The organism is Pseudorhodoplanes sp., from assembly GCA_032027085.1.
In the GTDB taxonomy this organism is placed as follows: Bacteria; Pseudomonadota; Alphaproteobacteria; order Rhizobiales; family Xanthobacteraceae; genus Pseudorhodoplanes.
The window spans coordinates 3,378,968-3,394,390 of the sequence record JAVSMS010000001.1 but is presented as its reverse complement, the minus strand read 5'-3'; the positions used below and the strand labels follow the sequence as shown (position 1 = coordinate 3,394,390).

Annotated in this window: 14 protein-coding genes and 1 tRNA gene; 6 read left to right on the top strand and 9 right to left on the bottom strand. The window is 61.9% G+C overall.

From position 1 onward, the window contains the following. Nucleotide 1 precedes the first annotated feature (1 nt). Nucleotides 2-1,546 carry an undecaprenyl-phosphate glucose phosphotransferase gene (locus RO009_16415; protein MDT3686617.1) on the top strand — a complete coding sequence of 515 codons (1,545 nt, stop codon included), beginning with the start codon at nucleotides 2-4 and terminating at the stop codon, nucleotides 1,544-1,546. Then, complete coding sequence (locus RO009_16410) at nucleotides 1,543-2,832, top strand: hypothetical protein (GenBank protein ID MDT3686616.1); 1,290 nt, start codon at nucleotides 1,543-1,545, stop codon at nucleotides 2,830-2,832. The genes RO009_16415 and RO009_16410 overlap by 4 nt, the downstream gene beginning before the upstream one ends. A 19-nt stretch (nucleotides 2,833-2,851) precedes the next feature. On the opposite strand, the gene RO009_16405 is transcribed toward RO009_16410, so the two are convergent. Then, complete coding sequence (locus RO009_16405; GenBank protein ID MDT3686615.1) at nucleotides 2,852-3,703, bottom strand: glycosyltransferase family A protein; 852 nt, start codon at nucleotides 3,701-3,703, stop codon at nucleotides 2,852-2,854. Nucleotides 3,704-3,897: 194 nt separating this feature from the next. Here RO009_16405 and RO009_16400 point away from each other — a divergent pair, with 194 nt between their 5' ends. From RO009_16400 to RO009_16390, 3 genes are all read left to right on the top strand, one after another. Continuing rightward, nucleotides 3,898-5,178 (top strand): hypothetical protein, encoded by a 1,281-nt coding sequence (locus tag RO009_16400; protein MDT3686614.1) that lies wholly within the window; start codon nucleotides 3,898-3,900, stop codon nucleotides 5,176-5,178. 99 nt (nucleotides 5,179-5,277) lie between these two features. Continuing rightward, nucleotides 5,278-6,009: a methyltransferase domain-containing protein gene (locus tag RO009_16395; GenBank protein ID MDT3686613.1), complete on the top strand. Its 732-nt coding sequence runs from the start codon at nucleotides 5,278-5,280 to the stop codon at nucleotides 6,007-6,009. 69 nt (nucleotides 6,010-6,078) lie between these two features. Then, nucleotides 6,079-6,156 (top strand) — tRNA-Pro (locus RO009_16390). Between the two features lie 104 nt (nucleotides 6,157-6,260). Here the strand turns inward: RO009_16390 and RO009_16385 are convergent. The 6 genes from RO009_16385 to RO009_16360 form a co-directional block, all read right to left on the bottom strand. Beyond that, the gene (locus RO009_16385) at nucleotides 6,261-6,761 is read right to left on the bottom strand and encodes a MerR family transcriptional regulator (GenBank protein ID MDT3686612.1); all 501 of its coding nucleotides are present in this window, start codon (nucleotides 6,759-6,761) and stop codon (nucleotides 6,261-6,263) included. A gap of 28 nt (nucleotides 6,762-6,789) precedes the next feature. Next, nucleotides 6,790-7,116 (bottom strand): integration host factor subunit alpha, encoded by a 327-nt coding sequence (locus RO009_16380; protein MDT3686611.1) that lies wholly within the window; start codon nucleotides 7,114-7,116, stop codon nucleotides 6,790-6,792. A 194-nt stretch (nucleotides 7,117-7,310) separates the two neighbouring features. Continuing rightward, a complete protein-coding gene (locus RO009_16375) occupies nucleotides 7,311-8,288 on the bottom strand; it encodes a beta-ketoacyl-ACP synthase III (protein MDT3686610.1) in 978 nt (325 codons plus the stop codon). Continuing rightward, nucleotides 8,282-9,343 carry a phosphate acyltransferase PlsX gene (plsX, locus tag RO009_16370; GenBank protein ID MDT3686609.1) on the bottom strand — a complete coding sequence of 354 codons (1,062 nt, stop codon included), beginning with the start codon at nucleotides 9,341-9,343 and terminating at the stop codon, nucleotides 8,282-8,284. The genes RO009_16375 and plsX overlap by 7 nt, the downstream gene beginning before the upstream one ends. A 131-nt stretch (nucleotides 9,344-9,474) precedes the next feature. Further along, nucleotides 9,475-10,032: a DUF177 domain-containing protein gene (locus RO009_16365; protein ID MDT3686608.1), complete on the bottom strand. Its 558-nt coding sequence runs from the start codon at nucleotides 10,030-10,032 to the stop codon at nucleotides 9,475-9,477. Between the two features lie 26 nt (nucleotides 10,033-10,058). Next, nucleotides 10,059-10,601 carry a ubiquinol-cytochrome C chaperone family protein gene (locus tag RO009_16360; protein MDT3686607.1) on the bottom strand — a complete coding sequence of 181 codons (543 nt, stop codon included), beginning with the start codon at nucleotides 10,599-10,601 and terminating at the stop codon, nucleotides 10,059-10,061. A 97-nt stretch (nucleotides 10,602-10,698) separates the two neighbouring features. Between RO009_16360 and bamE the strand changes: the two genes are divergently transcribed. Further along, nucleotides 10,699-11,163 (top strand): outer membrane protein assembly factor BamE, encoded by a 465-nt coding sequence (bamE, locus tag RO009_16355; GenBank protein ID MDT3686606.1) that lies wholly within the window; start codon nucleotides 10,699-10,701, stop codon nucleotides 11,161-11,163. 81 nt (nucleotides 11,164-11,244) lie between these two features. Here the strand turns inward: bamE and RO009_16350 are convergent, their stop codons facing one another. Continuing rightward, nucleotides 11,245-13,365 (bottom strand): sodium-translocating pyrophosphatase, encoded by a 2,121-nt coding sequence (locus RO009_16350; protein MDT3686605.1) that lies wholly within the window; start codon nucleotides 13,363-13,365, stop codon nucleotides 11,245-11,247. Nucleotides 13,366-14,187: 822 nt separating this feature from the next. Then, complete coding sequence (locus RO009_16345) at nucleotides 14,188-15,405, bottom strand: MFS transporter (protein MDT3686604.1); 1,218 nt, start codon at nucleotides 15,403-15,405, stop codon at nucleotides 14,188-14,190. Nucleotides 15,406-15,423: the final 18 nt, after the last annotated feature.

The window sequence follows — 15,423 nt, the reverse complement described above, 5'->3', positions numbered from 1 at the left end:
TATGGTTGAGTTGAACGCTCGCGAAATGCTGAGCGCGGCATCGGCTGCATCGGCAACAATGTCCGGCGGCGCGGCATTGTCGCGCGGCCCCAGAAAGCTGTCGCCGGCCGCGCTCGCTGCCGCTGCTGTCCAGCCGCGCCCGGCCTATTCGCCAATTGTCATTGCCGGTTTTGTGCGTGCGATCGAATGCGTGCTGATCGCGCTGGTGGGCAGCGTTCTATATCTCGCCTATGTCGTCCCACAGCATGGATTTAGCTGGACGTATGGCGCGGCGATAGCAGGGATCACGGCGCTGAGCATTGTCGCGTTCCAGGCCGCCGACATCTATCAGGTGCATGCGTTCCGCCCCGTCAGCCAGATGGCGCGGCTCTTCTCGGCCTGGTCGATCGTGTTCCTGATCGCAGCCGGGGTATCGTTTCTCGGAAAATTCGATGTCCTATTCTCGCGGGTCTGGGCAATCGCGTTTTACGCTGCCGGCCTTGCGGTGCTGCTGGCCGAGCGGGCCGCTCTCTACGCGCTTGTGCGTAGCTGGATCCATGACGGGCGGCTGACGCGGCGGACGGTGATCGTCGGCGGCGGCGAACCTGGCGCCAATCTGATCGCAGCATTGCGACACCAGGAAGACAGCGACGTGCAGATCGTCGGCGTTTTTGACGACCGCAACGACGACCGCTCGCCCACCACATGCGGCGGCCTCGAGAAACTCGGCACTGTCGACGATTTCGTGGAATTCGCGCGCCGCACGCGCATCGATCTTGTGATCTTCTCGCTGCCGTTCACGGCCGAAACCCGCATCCTGCAGATGCTGAAGAAGCTCTGGGTGCTGCCTCTCGATATTCGGCTTGCGGCGCACCTGAACAAGCTGCGTTTCCGCCCCCGCTCCTATTCCTATATCGGCAATGTACCGGTGCTCGATGTCTTCGACCGCCCGATGGCGGACTGGGACGTTGTAATGAAATGGCTGTTCGACAAGGTCATCGGCGGCCTCGCCCTTCTGTTTGCCTTGCCGGTCATGGCCGTCATCGCCATCGCCATCAAGCTCGACAGCCGCGGACCGGTGCTGTTCAAGCAGAAGCGCTACGGCTTCAACAACGACATGATCGAGGTCTTTAAGTTCCGCTCGATGTATGTCGATGCCACTGACGCGACCGCCTCCAAGCTCGTCACCAAGAACGATCCGCGCGTCACCCGCGTCGGCCGCTTTATCCGCAAGGCGAGCCTTGATGAGCTACCGCAGCTCGTCAACGTGGTATTCAAGGGCAACCTGTCACTGGTCGGCCCGCGCCCGCACGCGGTCAATGCCAAGGCCGAAACTCGGCTCTATGACGAAGTCGTGGACGGCTATTTCGCGCGCCATCGCGTCAAGCCCGGCGTCACCGGCTGGGCACAGGTGAATGGCTGGCGCGGCGAGACCGATACCCAGGAAAAGATACAGAAGCGCGTCGAATACGATCTTTACTATATCGAAAACTGGTCGGTGCTATTCGACCTTTACATCGTGGCGATCACGCCATTCGCGCTACTGAAAACCGAGAACGCCTATTGATTACCCTGGATGAGGCCCGGCCCGCCGCGCCGACGTCCTTTTCACTTGGCCACACAAAGCCGCTTGGGGTCAAAATCCTCGAGGCGCTCCTGTATATCTGCATCCTGTCGAGCTTTCTTACCACGGTGCAGCCGGCCCCTTATGAGTTCCTTGTCTTGCTGCTTGGCGTCGCATGCCTGTTTGCGCGGGTACCCATCGACTACAAGGTGATGCCTCTGGTGATCATGCTGCTGGTCTTCGAGATTGGCGGTTTCATGTCGCTGATGCAGGTGCTCGATTTTAAGGACGGGGTCACCTTCATGATGATCTCGACCTATCTAGGGTTGAGTGGCATGATCATGGCCGTCGTCTTCTCGTCTGATTGCGAACGGCGCTACCGCATTCTGCGTGCGGGCTATGTTTCGGCCGCCACGATTGCGGCGCTGCTCGGCATCGCCGGTTACTTTAAGGTCTTTGCCGGCTCCGACGTGTTCATCATGAACAACCGCGCCGTTTCTACATTCAAGGACCCAAATATTTTTGGCCCCTTCCTGATCATGCCCCTGCTGATGATCGGTGAGCGCTTTCTTGCCGGAGAATTCAAGCTCCGCTATGTCGTTTCCGGTTTCATCATCCTCTTTGGACTCCTGCTCGCCTTCTCGCGCGGAGCCTGGGGTCATTTTGCCGTTTCCGCGACGACCATGATTCTACTGCTGCTCGTCACGCGATCCAGTCATGCCGCTCGGCGACGCATTGTGCTATCCAGTCTCGTCGCCGTCGCCGTGGTCGCGGTTCTGGTGACCATCCTGGTCTCGATCGACGAAGTCCGCCAGATGTTCCTGCAAAGGGCCACTCTTCTGCAGTCCTACGACACGGGCACCGAAGGCAGCCGTTTCAATATCCAGCAGCGCAGCATCGAAGAGATGCTTGACCACTGGAATGGAATGGGCCCTTGGGTCTTTGCCGTACAATACGGCCTCGTGTCGCATAACTCGTATCTTGGAACCATGCTGAATCACGGATGGCTTGGCGGTAGCATCTACATTGCGATGGTGCTAACCACCCTCGCGATCGGATTTCGCGCCGCGCTGATTCGCGCTCCTTGGCAGGACTTCCTGATCGTCACGTTTGCAAGCTATTTCGGGCTGTGTCTCGAAAGTGCAATCGTTGATACCGATCACTGGCGCCACTATTACCTGCTGCTCGGTGTGATCTGGGGGATGTCAGCGGCAACGACCAATTACGCGCGCCGGCAGCGGAGGAACCCGCCATTCACTGATCGCACGATAGTGCGAGTGGCATGCTAAAAAACAATAGGCGGGATCATTACTGCGCCATTTTAAGCGCCCGCACCCGGTTGATTAACGCATTGAACGAGCGATCAGGCAACAGCGTCCCGGCCGTCAACAGCGCAAAAGCGCGTCCGAGGCTCATTTCTCCGGGCTGATGTCGTGAAGTCCACCACAGGCGAAGCAAAGCCGGAAGACGATAGAGATCGCGGTGCTTACGCCGAATGCGAGCCCAGAGCTGCGCATGCAGCTTGGACGACAGCCGCAGCAGCAGCCCGTCATTGCTGACGCGGTAGATGAAGAGCGGCTTGGGAATTTCAATGCAGCGATAACCCGCCGCGGCCATCGCGATCGTGAATTCCCAGTCCTCATAGCCCTCGCGCATCGCCGCGTCATAGCCCCCGGCGTTGCGCCAAGCTTCCTTGCGCATCATCAGGCAGGAGGGAACGCGATTGATGAACAACTGATCGAAGAATTTGAAGTAATGTTCCTCGACACCCTGCCGCAGGCCGGACATGCGCTCATGCGTCAAAAGAAGGCCGACATCCGCCGGCGCGGCCTGCATGACCGGCACCGTCTCCGCCAGATAGCTTGGCTCAAGCAGATCGTCGCAATCGAGGGCGAGCACGATCTCCGCGCGGGCCGCCTCGATGCCGGTATTGCGGGCGGCGCCGGGCCCCTGATTGACCTGGTGAATGACGCGCACCGTAGGGCCAAGGCTGTCGAGTTTGGCGCGCGTTTCTTCGCCCGACCCGTCGTCGACGATGATGATTTCGAAATCGCGGAATGTCTGGGCCGCCAGCGTTGCCATCAACTGGTCGATGAACCGGGCCCCGTTGTAGCAGGGCACGACGACGCTGACGGCAGGATTATGGTCGGTTGCAGGCATAAAGGGTTCCCGATCGGCGACCTGTCTTACGGCCTTGGGGTAAACGATCCGTGAGACCGCTATAGAACAGCCCTTTAAGCGATTTCTTCAGACCTGCCGTTCTAGCGTTTTAGCTCGCGGCCTGGTGCCCCGGCCGTGCGCGGCTCGACGGCCATCAGCCGTCGCGAGACTGCCAGCGCCACCGGACGTCCTTTATGAGCAGCCGTTTCCTGTCCATTCCCTATCTCCTCCTGCGGTCGTCGACGGCGGGCGGCGCTTTGGCGGCAGGGCTGATCCAGACTTTCGTCTTTGCGCGCGTGCTCGATCCGGAGCGGTTCTCGCTGTTCATCATCGTCGGCACGCTCGGCGTATCTTTGTGGCTTTTCGATCTTGGTCTAGCCCGCATCCTGTACGTGCGTCAGCGCGACGCCTTCCTTGCCGGCCGCAAGGCGCGCGCCGTCGCCGGGCAATCGACGGCCGTGATCAGCCTCTATGCCGCAGCCGTTCTTTGCGGAACCGCGCTCTGCTTCTTCGTGATGATGATGCGCGCGCAGCCGATCCTGCACGCGTTCGAATTTGCGCTATTCTTCATGTTCGTGTCGCTGAATCTCGTCTGGTTCGTGGTGCGCTTTGTGAGCATGGCCATTGACGAATTCATCTTCTTCGAGACGCATGAAGCGATCCGCCGCATCGGGCATATCGCGCTAATGCTGGCGATGCTTGCCGGCTTGCCGCTGACTGTTTTCCTCATTCTCGCCAACCTGCTATGGGCGGCAATCCTCGCGTCCGGTATCCTGCGGCTTACACGGCGGCAGGCGCTGACATGGCCGCACGGCGGCGTGGTCGCGGGCTTTCGCTCGTTCTTCCGCAGAAACAAAAAGGAAGCCTTCCGGACCGGTGCCTTTGCCGGCGCCGAATATTATTCCGCGAACATTCCCTATCTTGTCGTGCCGCTGGCGTTCGGGCTCGGTGCGCCGACCATCATCCTCGACACCACGTTCAAGGTGTTCCGCGGCACCATGATCATCTACGCCGCCGGCTGCGACGTCATGGTGCCGCGTCAGACCCGCGCCCTGGCAGAGAAGGACCAGCCGGCCGTCGTCAAAGCGACGCTGATGGCGACGGCGTTATGCAGCCTGCCCGCCATGGCACTGTGTGGCCTTCTCCTCTTCGCGGGCGAGCAGCTTTTTGCGCTGCTGCTTGGCCCCGCCGCCGTCATGCCGCCGGCCACGACTCCGATCCTGATCCTGCTGCTGCTCTGCAATCTCGCCCAGACCGTGTCCAATTCCCTCCTCCTCCATACCGGCTATTTCCGGCAGCTCGCCGCGATTGCCGCCGGCTTTGCCGTCGCGGTCACGGCCATGACGGCGATCGTCCTCGCCATGCGACTCGACATCACGGGTTTCTTGTGGGGCTATGCAGCCATATTCGCCGTCAGCGTCGCATTCTCTGTTGCTGCGCTCATTCGCGGACCGATCAGGGCAGCCCGGGCGTAAGCTTGCGTTAACTCACTCTGAGCGCAGGCCGTAGATGTTTCTTATTCATTTTGTCGCAGGGTATGCGCCATTCAATCACGATGGCGAGCCGCAATCCCCATGATGTCCAACGCCCTCCGCTCCTACCTCGGCGCAGTGAAATACGGCGTCAAAATCGCCGGCGCTCTGTTCGGCAAGTTTCCCCGGGAATGCTCCGTCTGCGGCTATAAGGGGCGCTTCTTCGCCTTCGACAATCCGCTGCATCTGGGCGCGAACATCGATTCGCGCTGTCCGCGCTGCCGCAGCCTCGAACGGCATCGTCTGATCGCGCTCTGCGACCGCGCCAAGAGGCTCTTTGAGGGAAAAGAAATCCTGCATTTCGCGCCGGAGCCGGGCATGCGCGACTATATCCTCAGCCGCAAGCCGAAGCGCTACGTCACCTGCGACTTTCGGCCGGGCGTCGGTGATCTCACAATCAACATCGAGAAGATCGACCTGCCCGACGATTCATTCGATCTCGTCTATTGCTCGCATGTGCTCGAGCATGTCGACGACAGCCGCGCCATTCCGGAACTTTATCGCATCGTGAAGCCGGGCGGCGTGGCGCTGATCATGGTGCCGCTGATCGAGGGATGGGACCAAAGCTTCATCGACGCCTCCAAGGCCGGGAGCGATGCGGAGCGGACTCTCTATTTCAACCAGGAAGATCACATCCGCATGTTCGGCCATGACTTCCGCGATCGCCTGAAGGCGCCAGGCTTTGGCGTCGAGGAATTCACCGCGGTCGAGCCTGACGTGTCCCGGCACGGGCTCATTCGCGGCGAAAAGGTCTTCCTCTGCCGCAAGCCTTGAGCCTTTCAGGGCCTCCCATGGCAGGCGCCGGTTGCGCTCCCGACGCAGGAAACCTATAACCGCCGCCGTCGGAGCGTGGCGCAGCCCGGTTAGCGCACTAGTCTGGGGGACTAGGGGTCGTGGGTTCAAATCCCGCCGCTCCGACCATTTTTTGCAGCTTCTCAGGATAAAAAGCGTCAAGCGCTGCTGATAGCACGCGCGGGTCCTCTCCATACGGAACGGTTTTGTGAAGCCGCAGGACGGAAAGCGGCTCAATCGCCCTTCTTGCCGGCGCTGTCGAGCAGACGCTTGCACTCGTTCAATTCGAACAAGGCCGCCTGAAGCTTGCGTAAGTCGTCGCGGGACAGGTCGGCCGCGTTGTCCGGCGAAGACATTGCGGCTCGTGGCGCAGAGGCGTAGCCCGGCTCACCATCCGGTAACTCCGCACCCTCAGCATCACCATCCTCCTGATCCTGCGGACCGTGCGGCGGCTGCGCAGCGCCCTCCTGCCAGACCGTCTCCACGAACTTGACGCCCTGATCCTTCAGGATGCGCTGCACACCACGAATGGTGTAGCCCTCGCCATAGAGCAGGTGATGAATGCCCCGCAGCAGATCGACATCGTCAGGTCGGTAATAGCGGCGCCCGCCGGCCCGTTTCATCGGCTTGATCTGGGAAAAGCGGCTTTCCCAGAAACGCAGTACGTGCTGGGGAACTTTCAGATCGTCCGCAACTTCGCTGATGGTGCGGAATGCGTCCGGGGCCTTGTCCAAGTCCTGCTCCCAGATCTTTTCAGAGACCTCAGTCGTCGAGGCCGTCGTCGCTGATGTGGCCGTCGCTGCCGTTGATGCGCTGTTTCAGGATCGCCGAGGGCTTGAACACCATGACCCGCCGCGGCGAGATCGGAACTTCCTTGCCGGTCTTGGGATTGCGCCCGATTCTTTGGCCTTTTTTGCGAACCACGAATGACCCAAAGGAGGACAATTTCACCGTTTCCCCGCGCTCCAGGCTGTCGGTGATCTCCTTAAGCACCGCCTCGACCAAAGCTGCGGATTCTGTCCGGGACAGGCCGACCTTTTGATAGACCGCCTCACACAGATCTGCCCGAGTAACTGTCTTTGCCGCCATCGTCGCCATACAGCCCCAAATAATTGGCGATCCCACTGATTTATCGAACGATATGGACCCGGTTTTCAAGCGTCAATTGCAATCGCGCCTACGATTTTTTGACCTATGGCTTGAAAATACCGGCGTGGCCGCCGCGCGGGCCCGTAATTTAATACCGAAATGGTCTTGCTGCAGCGCGGTGCGACCGCTCAGTGTCACATCCTGACCAGCGCCGCGCCCCAGGTGAATCCTCCGCCCATCGCTTCAAACATCACCAGATCGCCCTTTTTGATGCGCCCATCCGCAATAGCCACGCACAAGGCGAGCGGAATAGAGGCGGCCGAGGTGTTGCCGTGCTTGTCGACGGTGATCACCACCTTGGCCGGATCGATGCCCAGCTTGTGCGCGGAGGCATCGATGATGCGACGATTGGCCTGATGCGGCACAAACCAGTCGAGATCGTCGGCGGTGTAGCCGGTGGCATTGAAGGCGTCCCTGATCACGTCGGTGATCATGCCGACGGCATATTTGAACACCTCGCGCCCTTCCATGCGCAGATGCCCGACCGTCTGGGTTGAGGACGGCCCGCCATCCACATAGAGCTTCTGCTTGTGGCGCCCATCCGAGCGCAGATGCGAGGTGAGCACGCCGCGATCTGTAGTAAGGCCGGGCTGCTCCTGCGCTTCCATCACCACCGCGCCGGCGCCGTCACCGAACAGCACGCAAGTGGTGCGATCGGTCCAGTCGAGGATGCGCGAAAAGGTCTCTGCTCCAATCAACAATGCGCGCTTGAAGGTGCCGGCCCGCAATAAAGCGTCGACCGTCGACATGCCGTAGACAAAACCCGAGCACACCGCCTGCAGGTCGAAGGCGGCTCCATGGTTAATGCCCAGTCCGGCCTGCACGGTCACCGCGCTCGCCGGAAAGGTGTTGTCGGGCGTCGATGTGGCGACCACGATCAGATCGATCGATTGCGCATCCATCTTGGCGTCTTTCAACGCGGCCTGCGCCGCCTTGATGGCGAGATCGGAGGTCATTTCGCCCGCGGCTGCGATATGGCGTTCGCGAATGCCCGTGCGCTGCACGATCCACTCATCAGAGGTGTCGACGGTTTTCGCCAGTTCTTCGTTGGTGACGCGGCGCGACGGCAGGTAGCAACCTGCCCCCAAAATCACGGAACGAATGGTCACAATGCTGCTCCACCCGCAACCTGGGCCGATGCGTCGACGCGCGCAGCGGGAATGAGCGCCTGCCCGATCTTTTCGAGCAATTCGTAGCGCACCATGTCGTAGCCAATATCCACCGCGGCCGCAAAGCCCTCTGCGTCGGTGCCGCCGTGGCTCTTGATGACGATGCCGTTCAAACCGAGAAAGACGCCGCCATTGGATCGACGCGGGTCCATCTTCTCGGCCAAGGTGCGAAAGGCACTGCGCGCGAAAAGGTAACCGATCCTCGCCCAGATGCTACGCGACATCGCCGCCTTGAGATAGGCGCTCAGCTGTCGCGCGGTCCCCTCTGCTGTCTTCAATGCGATGTTGCCGGCAAAGCCTTCGGTCACCACGACATCGACAGTGCCCCTGCCGATATCATCGCCTTCGACGAAGCCTGCATAGTTGATGTGCGGCAGGTTGCGCTCGCGCAAGATCTGCCCCGCAGCACGCACCTCTTCCAGACCCTTCACTTCTTCCACACCGATGTTGAGCAGTCCGACGGTCGGACGATCGAGATCGAATAAAATCTGCGCCATGGCGCTGCCCATCAGCGCCATGTCGACAAGATGCTGCGTGTCGGCGCCGATTGTCGCACCGAGATCAAGCACGACCGATTCACCGCGCAAGGTTGGCCAGATCGCCGCAATGGCGGGCCGTTCAATGCCAGCCATAGTCTTAAGATGGAACTTCGCCATCGCCATCAGCGCGCCGGTGTTACCGGCCGAGACCGCGACATCGGCTTCGCTCTTCTTGACCGCATCTATGGCAAGCCACATCGACGATTTCCAACGGCCATAGCGCAGCGCCTGGCTCGGCTTGTCATCCATCTTGATGGCGACGTCGGTGTGGACGACGCGGGATGTCGCCTGCAGGCGGGGGTAGCGGGCGATCAGCGGCACGAGGACCGCCTGGTCGCCGAAGAAGATGAACTCGCTGTCGGGATGCCGGTTCAGTGACAGGTCGGCGCCCGGCACCACAATGGCCGGCCCATGGTCGCCGCCCATAGCGTCAAGCGCGATGCGTACCTTTTGGGGCATAAACCGAACCTAGCGGACGCCGGGAGACGCCGGAACAGTGGAGGGTGTTGGATGACCGGGTGCGAGCGGCGACAATAACGGTTCGCCCGCCGGATACAACCGGTTCCCGCCCCCGTCGCCCAGCCACCACATCACTCGCCCTCGCCGCCCTTGCCGCCCTTTGCTTTCTTCAGGGCCGCCAACGCCGCAAAGGGATGCCCGGACTGATCCTCCTGGCGCACCGGCGGTTCAAATTCCACCCCTTCCTTGCGCGGATAGGGATCAATCCCCAGCATCAGAAATTCGGTCACGATCACTCCCAGATCGACTTCCCCGCCAATCAGCGGTTCCGGCGGCTCCGCGTCGCCAAACCGCATCGTGGCCGCCCCGCTTTCATCCGCCAGCGAGGGGCCGGCGGAAGGTGTGAAGACCAGATCAATGGTCTCGCGAATACCGGACTCGATCGGCTCCAGAGACACCACACAGGTCTGCCCGACCGTCGCCGACATCTCGCCATCCACCCGCAGGCCACCCCGGCCATGCCGGCTGAGGTCAAAGGACGCCTCGAGCCGCGGCAGATCGCGCAGACCCGCCGCTTCCGCTATGGCCGCCCGGGTGTGGCCGTCCGCATCAAGATCTATATGCAGGCCCGCCTCGGGAACGTCCTCAACCGCGACCTTGCGGCTCCAGATGGGTTGGGAGGCGGCCATAAAGCGGTCCTTGGCGGGTCCGAACGTCACGAGTGGGATTCGCTGGATATGATAGCCGGATCGGGCCAGGCAAGCCGCCCCCCCACCAAATCGGCTGCCTCTTGCCGACGCAAGTCCTCGGCCACAGCCCGCGTATAAGCCGCGAGCCGAGCGGCGCCATGCTCCGCAGCGCCAGCATAGACATTCCGCCGCAAGGCGTCCGTCAGGGCCTGCGGATCGGCTCCATTCAGCGCCGTACGGTAGGCCGCCTGCCGGCCATAAAAGGCTTCGGCCACGCGCTTCATCTCCCTTGGCACCTTGAGGTCGCTCACGCCCCGCTCGCGCATTGTATCATCCATGTCCTGGCAAAAGCGGTCAAAGACATCCTGCCCGACTTTGCGGATCGCACCGGCCTCACCAGAGAGCCGGTCGAGCAGGAGTCCGGCGTGCAATAGGATCATCTCAAAACGGCCGTTAACCGTGTCGGGAACGCCATAATCGCGGTAGAATACAGGGCGACGGGCCTGTGCCACGATGGCGCCATAGAGGGCTTCAATGGTGGCCGTCCGGCGGGAACGGCGGGAAAACAAGGCCAATATCATCGCGTGTCAGTCCAGCGCATGCGGCCGGGATTCAGGGGTGTCATCGTTGCAATTCAGGATTTGGGCCGCTAGGTCGTTTGCCAGCATGGAAACAACCGGGCCTGTCGTATCACAGCGGAAGCGGAATGCACGGGCTGCAGCCTGCCTGCTTGCGGCCGGTCTTTTGCTCGCGGCCTGCGGCGGTTTCCAACAGAATTTCCAGCGCGGATATGTGGTGCCGGAAGGCGCCCTCGAACAGATCCCCGTGGGCTCCAGCCAGGAGCAGGTGCTGATCGTGCTTGGCACGCCCTCGACCGTCGCAACCGTCAGCGGCGAAGCTTTCTATTACATTTCCCAGCGCGCGCAGAAGGCCGCCGCCTTCATGCCGCAGAAGGTCGTCGACCAACGCGTCATCGCGGTCTATTTCGACAAGGACCGCCGCGTGCAGCGGCTCGCCGATTACGGCATGAAGGACGGCAAGGTTTTCGACTTCGTCAGCCGCACCACGCCGACTGGCGGAAAGGAATTGTCCTACATCACCTATCTGTTCAAGATCATCGGCACGGAATAAGATTTCTGCATAATTGTCTGAACGTCCAAGCAAAAAGCCCCGCGATCACTCGCGGGGCTTTTCGCATTCATGGCGCGCGGATCAGTGCGCGAGGATCGCGAGCAACAGTAGCGCGACGATGTTGGTGATCTTGATCATCGGGTTGACCGCGGGGCCGGCCGTGTCCTTGTAGGGATCGCCGACGGTGTCGCCGGTCACGGCCGCCTTGTGAGCTTCCGAACCCTTGCCGCCGAAGTGGCCGTCCTCGATGTACTTCTTGGCGTTGTCCCAAGCGCCGCCGCCCGAGGTCATCGAGATGGCGACGAAGAGACCGGTCACGATCACGCCGAGCAGCATCGCACCGACCGCCGAGAACGCCGCCGACTTGCCGGCCGCTCCGCCCCCGGCGATGAAGTAGATGATGAAGTAGCCGACGATCGGCGACAGCACCGGCAGCAGCGAGGGAATGATCATTTCCTTGATCGCCGCTTTGGTCAGAAGGTCCACCGCCTTGCCATAATCCGGCTTGTCGGTGCCCTTCATGATGCCTGGCTTCTCGCGGAACTGACGGCGCACTTCCTCGACGATGGACGAAGCAGCGCGGCCCACGGCGGTCATGCCCATCGCGCCGAACAGATACGGCAAGAGGCCGCCGAACAGCAGACCGACCACGACGTAGGGATTGTTCAGCGAGAAATCGAGCGTGATGCCCTGGAAGTACGGGTACTGCTTCGCGTTGGCGATGAAGTACTTCAGGTCTTCGTTGTAGGCCGCGAACAGCACCAGCGCGCCGAGACCGGCGGAGCCGATCGCGTAGCCCTTGGTCACCGCCTTGGTGGTGTTGCCGACCGCATCGAGCGCGTCGGTCGACTTGCGCACCTCTTTCGGCAGACCGGCCATTTCGGCAATGCCGCCGGCATTGTCGGTGACCGGGCCGAAGGCGTCGAGCGCGACAATCATGCCGGCCAGCGCCAGCATGGTGGTCACCGCGATGGCGATGCCGAACAAGCCAGCGAGCGCATAGGTGATCAGGATGCCGGCGATGATCACAAGCGCCGGAAGAGCGGTCGCTTCCATCGAGATGGCGAGACCCTGGATCACGTTGGTGCCGTGGCCAGTGACCGAGGCCTGCGCGATCGACTTCACCGGGCGATAGTCAGTGCCGGTGTAGTATTCGGTGATCCAGATGATCAGCGCGGTCACGGCCAGACCGACGACGCCGCAGATGAACAGCGACATGCCCGTATAGGTCACACCGGGGATCGCGCCGAAGCCGATCGTCTGATGCGTCACCAGCGCGATGCCGCCGAGCGAGAGCACGCCCGTGACGATCAGGCCCTTGTAGAGGGCGCCCATGATGGACTGGCTGGCGCCAAGTTTTACAAAGAAGGTGCCGATGATCGAGGTGATGATGCAGACCGCACCGATGGCGAGCGGATAGATCATCATGCTGCTCAAGGCCGGCGTGCCGGCGAAGAAGATCGCCGCGAGCACCATGGTGGCGACCGCGGTCACCGCATAGGTCTCGAACAGGTCGGCAGCCATGCCGGCGCAGTCGCCGACGTTGTCGCCGACGTTGTCGGCGATGGTCGCCGGGTTGCGCGGATCATCCTCCGGAATGCCGGCCTCGACCTTGCCGACGAGATCGCCGCCGACGTCCGCACCCTTGGTGAAGATGCCGCCGCCGAGACGGGCGAAGATCGAGATCAGCGAGGCGCCGAAGCCGAGCGCGACCAGTGCGTCGACGACGGTGCGGCTGTTGGGGGCAAGCCCAAGCTGGACGGTCAGCACGCAGTAGTAGACGGCGACGCCGAGCAGCGCGAGACCGGCGACGAGCATGCCGGTGATGGCGCCCGCCTTGAAGGCGAGCTCAAGACCGCCGGCCAGAGAACCGATCGCCGCTTGCGCGGTGCGGACATTGGCGCGCACCGAGACGTTCATGCCGATGAAGCCCGCAACGCCCGACAGCACCGCGCCGATGGCGAAGCCGATGGCGACCAGCCAGCCGAGGAAATAGCCGACCAGCGCAAAGATCACGACGCCGACCATGCCGATGGTCGTGTACTGGCGCTTGAGATAGGCCTGCGCGCCCTCGCGCACGGCCGCCGCGATCTCCTGCATTTTGGCTGAACCGGCGTCCGCCTTGAGCACCGACATGGTGGCCCAGACGCCGTAGACGATGGAAAGCAAACCGCAGGCGATGATCACCCACAAAGCTGTCATGGCAGTCCCCGATAGTGGAATTCAAGCCGGTGGTTGCCCCCGACCGGCCGTGCTTGGAAACGAGACCCGACGCGCGAAACGCCTCCGTCGGGTCCCCGAAAGTGCGCGGACATTGCCAAAAACGTTTCGCGAACGCAACGGCGGAAATCCCCGCATTTCAGGCTATTTTTGCAGTTCCATCGGGGTTTGACGGCGTGTTTGCGGATGGGAAGAGCGGGCCGCGATTCCCGTTCATACGCACACGGATTTGCTCTCCCGCGACGCGCGAACCGCGCCCAGGCTATGAGAGAGGGGGACGGCGCGCCAAGAGGCGCAGGCCAGTCCTGATCGTGCTGCGCTCCTTGCGAAGCACAGCCGCCTCTCGGCGCACCGTCGGCGGCGTTCTGATGGGGCCCGACAGCGCGGGACTGTTCCCCACCAACCCCGGGCCGCGCTTCCCGGACCGTGCACACGTGGCCGATCCGACTTAAGCAGGCCTGCTGCGCCCCGGTCTTATTGCCGGAGGGGCGGAGCCCCGGGGCCACCCGGGAGCCGGCTCCACGTTAGAGCCGGCCCGCAGGGCGCCGCATCCCGCTCCGTCCTCAGAACGTCTCCGGAAGACGCCCCTCGATGAGCGGGATGATCAGAATATAATCCTATTTGCGGCGAAAGGCCAATCACGAATTGTGACAATAATCCTAGTTTCGTGAATTCCAGACCATCCTGGCTGGATACGGCTAGCCCTGCATGGAGCGCAGCGGAATGCGGGCTTGATCCGGCGACGGTCTTTCCGCACCCGGATTTCGCTTCGCTCCGCGCGACAAGGACCGCACTCACGCCGAGCTACACCGCCGGGCGGCGGCTGCGCAGAGTCAGCCAGATCAGCAATGCTGTCGCGATCAGCACGACCGGGAACACGACGCCATTCACGAAGGCCCAGCCGTAAAGGGCGAGCATATTGCCAGAGGCGAAGGAGCCGATCGCCATCGAGCCGAAGACCAGAAAGTCGTTGAAGCTCTGCACACGCGTGCGCTCTTCCGCGCGATGGCATTGCGTCACCATGGCGGTGGCCCCGATAAATCCGAAATTCCAGCCCATGCCAAGCAGCACGAGGCCGAGCCAAAAATGCCAGAGCGAGATGCCGGCAATGCTGATCGTGGCGCTCGCCAGAAGCAGCGCGAAGCCGGCACCGATGACCTTCGCGGAACCGAAGCGCGCGATCAGGCTGCCGGTAAAGAAACTCGGCGCGTACATGCCGAGCACGTGCCATTGCAGGCCGAGCGCGGCATCGCTCACCGAATGATTGCACTGGACCATGGCAAGCGGCGCCGAGGTCATCACCATGTTCATCATCGAATAGCTGGCGACACCGCAGATCACTGCCACGACGAATCGCGGCTGTTGCACAATCTCCTTCAGTGGCCTGCCCTCGCCGCCTGCCTGCACACGCGGGGGCGTCGGAATTTTGAGAAAGCTCAGAACGATTGCGGCAGCAACTGCGACGGCCGCCTGCGCGAGAAAACTGGCCGCGAACAGATAAGGCGGCCAGACATCCTTGGTGAAGATGACGAGTTGCGGACCAAGGATCGCGGCAAAGACGCCGCCGATCATGACCCACGAGATCGCTTTTGGACGAAAGGCTTCACTGGCGGTATCAGCCGCGGCGAAACGATAAGCCTGATGCGCAGCGGCATAAAGTCCGCAGCAGATCGCACCGATGTTGAACAGCATGAACGACGATTGCATGACGGCCATGTAACCGAACAGGCCGGTCAGAACGCCGAAAACGGTGCCGACCTGGAATGCCGTGCGGCGGCCGTAGCGGCGCGCAAGTCGGCCAACCGGCAGCGTGCCAAGCCACATCCCAACCACGTAGACGGTGATGGGAACAGTTGCGTAGGCCTTGTCGGGCGCGAGCATGGACCCAACGATCGCGCCGGTCGCCAGCATCACCGTATTGTTGGCGCCGGCAAGCGCCTGGGTTACGGCGAGAATGACCGCGTTGCGTTTTGCAAGGCGATCATCGGGCACGAAAGCGGCGGTTTCGACAGGGGCTGTCATATTCAGTTCCCTGAATGG

Bases quoted from the DNA above. Each gene is read 5' to 3' on its own strand.
- RO009_16415 (MDT3686617.1), top strand. From the start codon at position 2: ATGGTTGAGTTGAACGCTCGCGAAATGCTGAGCGCGGCATCGGCTGCA.
- RO009_16405 (MDT3686615.1), bottom strand. From the start codon at position 3,703: ATGCCTGCAACCGACCATAATCCTGCCGTCAGCGTCGTCGTGCCCTGC.
- RO009_16400 (MDT3686614.1), top strand. From the start codon at position 3,898: ATGAGCAGCCGTTTCCTGTCCATTCCCTATCTCCTCCTGCGGTCGTCG.
- RO009_16395 (MDT3686613.1), top strand. From the start codon at position 5,278: ATGATGTCCAACGCCCTCCGCTCCTACCTCGGCGCAGTGAAATACGGC.
- RO009_16380 (MDT3686611.1), bottom strand. From the start codon at position 7,116: ATGGCGGCAAAGACAGTTACTCGGGCAGATCTGTGTGAGGCGGTCTAT.
- plsX (MDT3686609.1), bottom strand. From the start codon at position 9,343: ATGCCCCAAAAGGTACGCATCGCGCTTGACGCTATGGGCGGCGACCAT.
- RO009_16365 (MDT3686608.1), bottom strand. From the start codon at position 10,032: ATGGCCGCCTCCCAACCCATCTGGAGCCGCAAGGTCGCGGTTGAGGAC.
- bamE (MDT3686606.1), top strand. From the start codon at position 10,699: ATGGAAACAACCGGGCCTGTCGTATCACAGCGGAAGCGGAATGCACGG.
- RO009_16350 (MDT3686605.1), bottom strand. From the start codon at position 13,365: ATGACAGCTTTGTGGGTGATCATCGCCTGCGGTTTGCTTTCCATCGTC.
- RO009_16345 (MDT3686604.1), bottom strand. From the start codon at position 15,405: ATGACAGCCCCTGTCGAAACCGCCGCTTTCGTGCCCGATGATCGCCTT.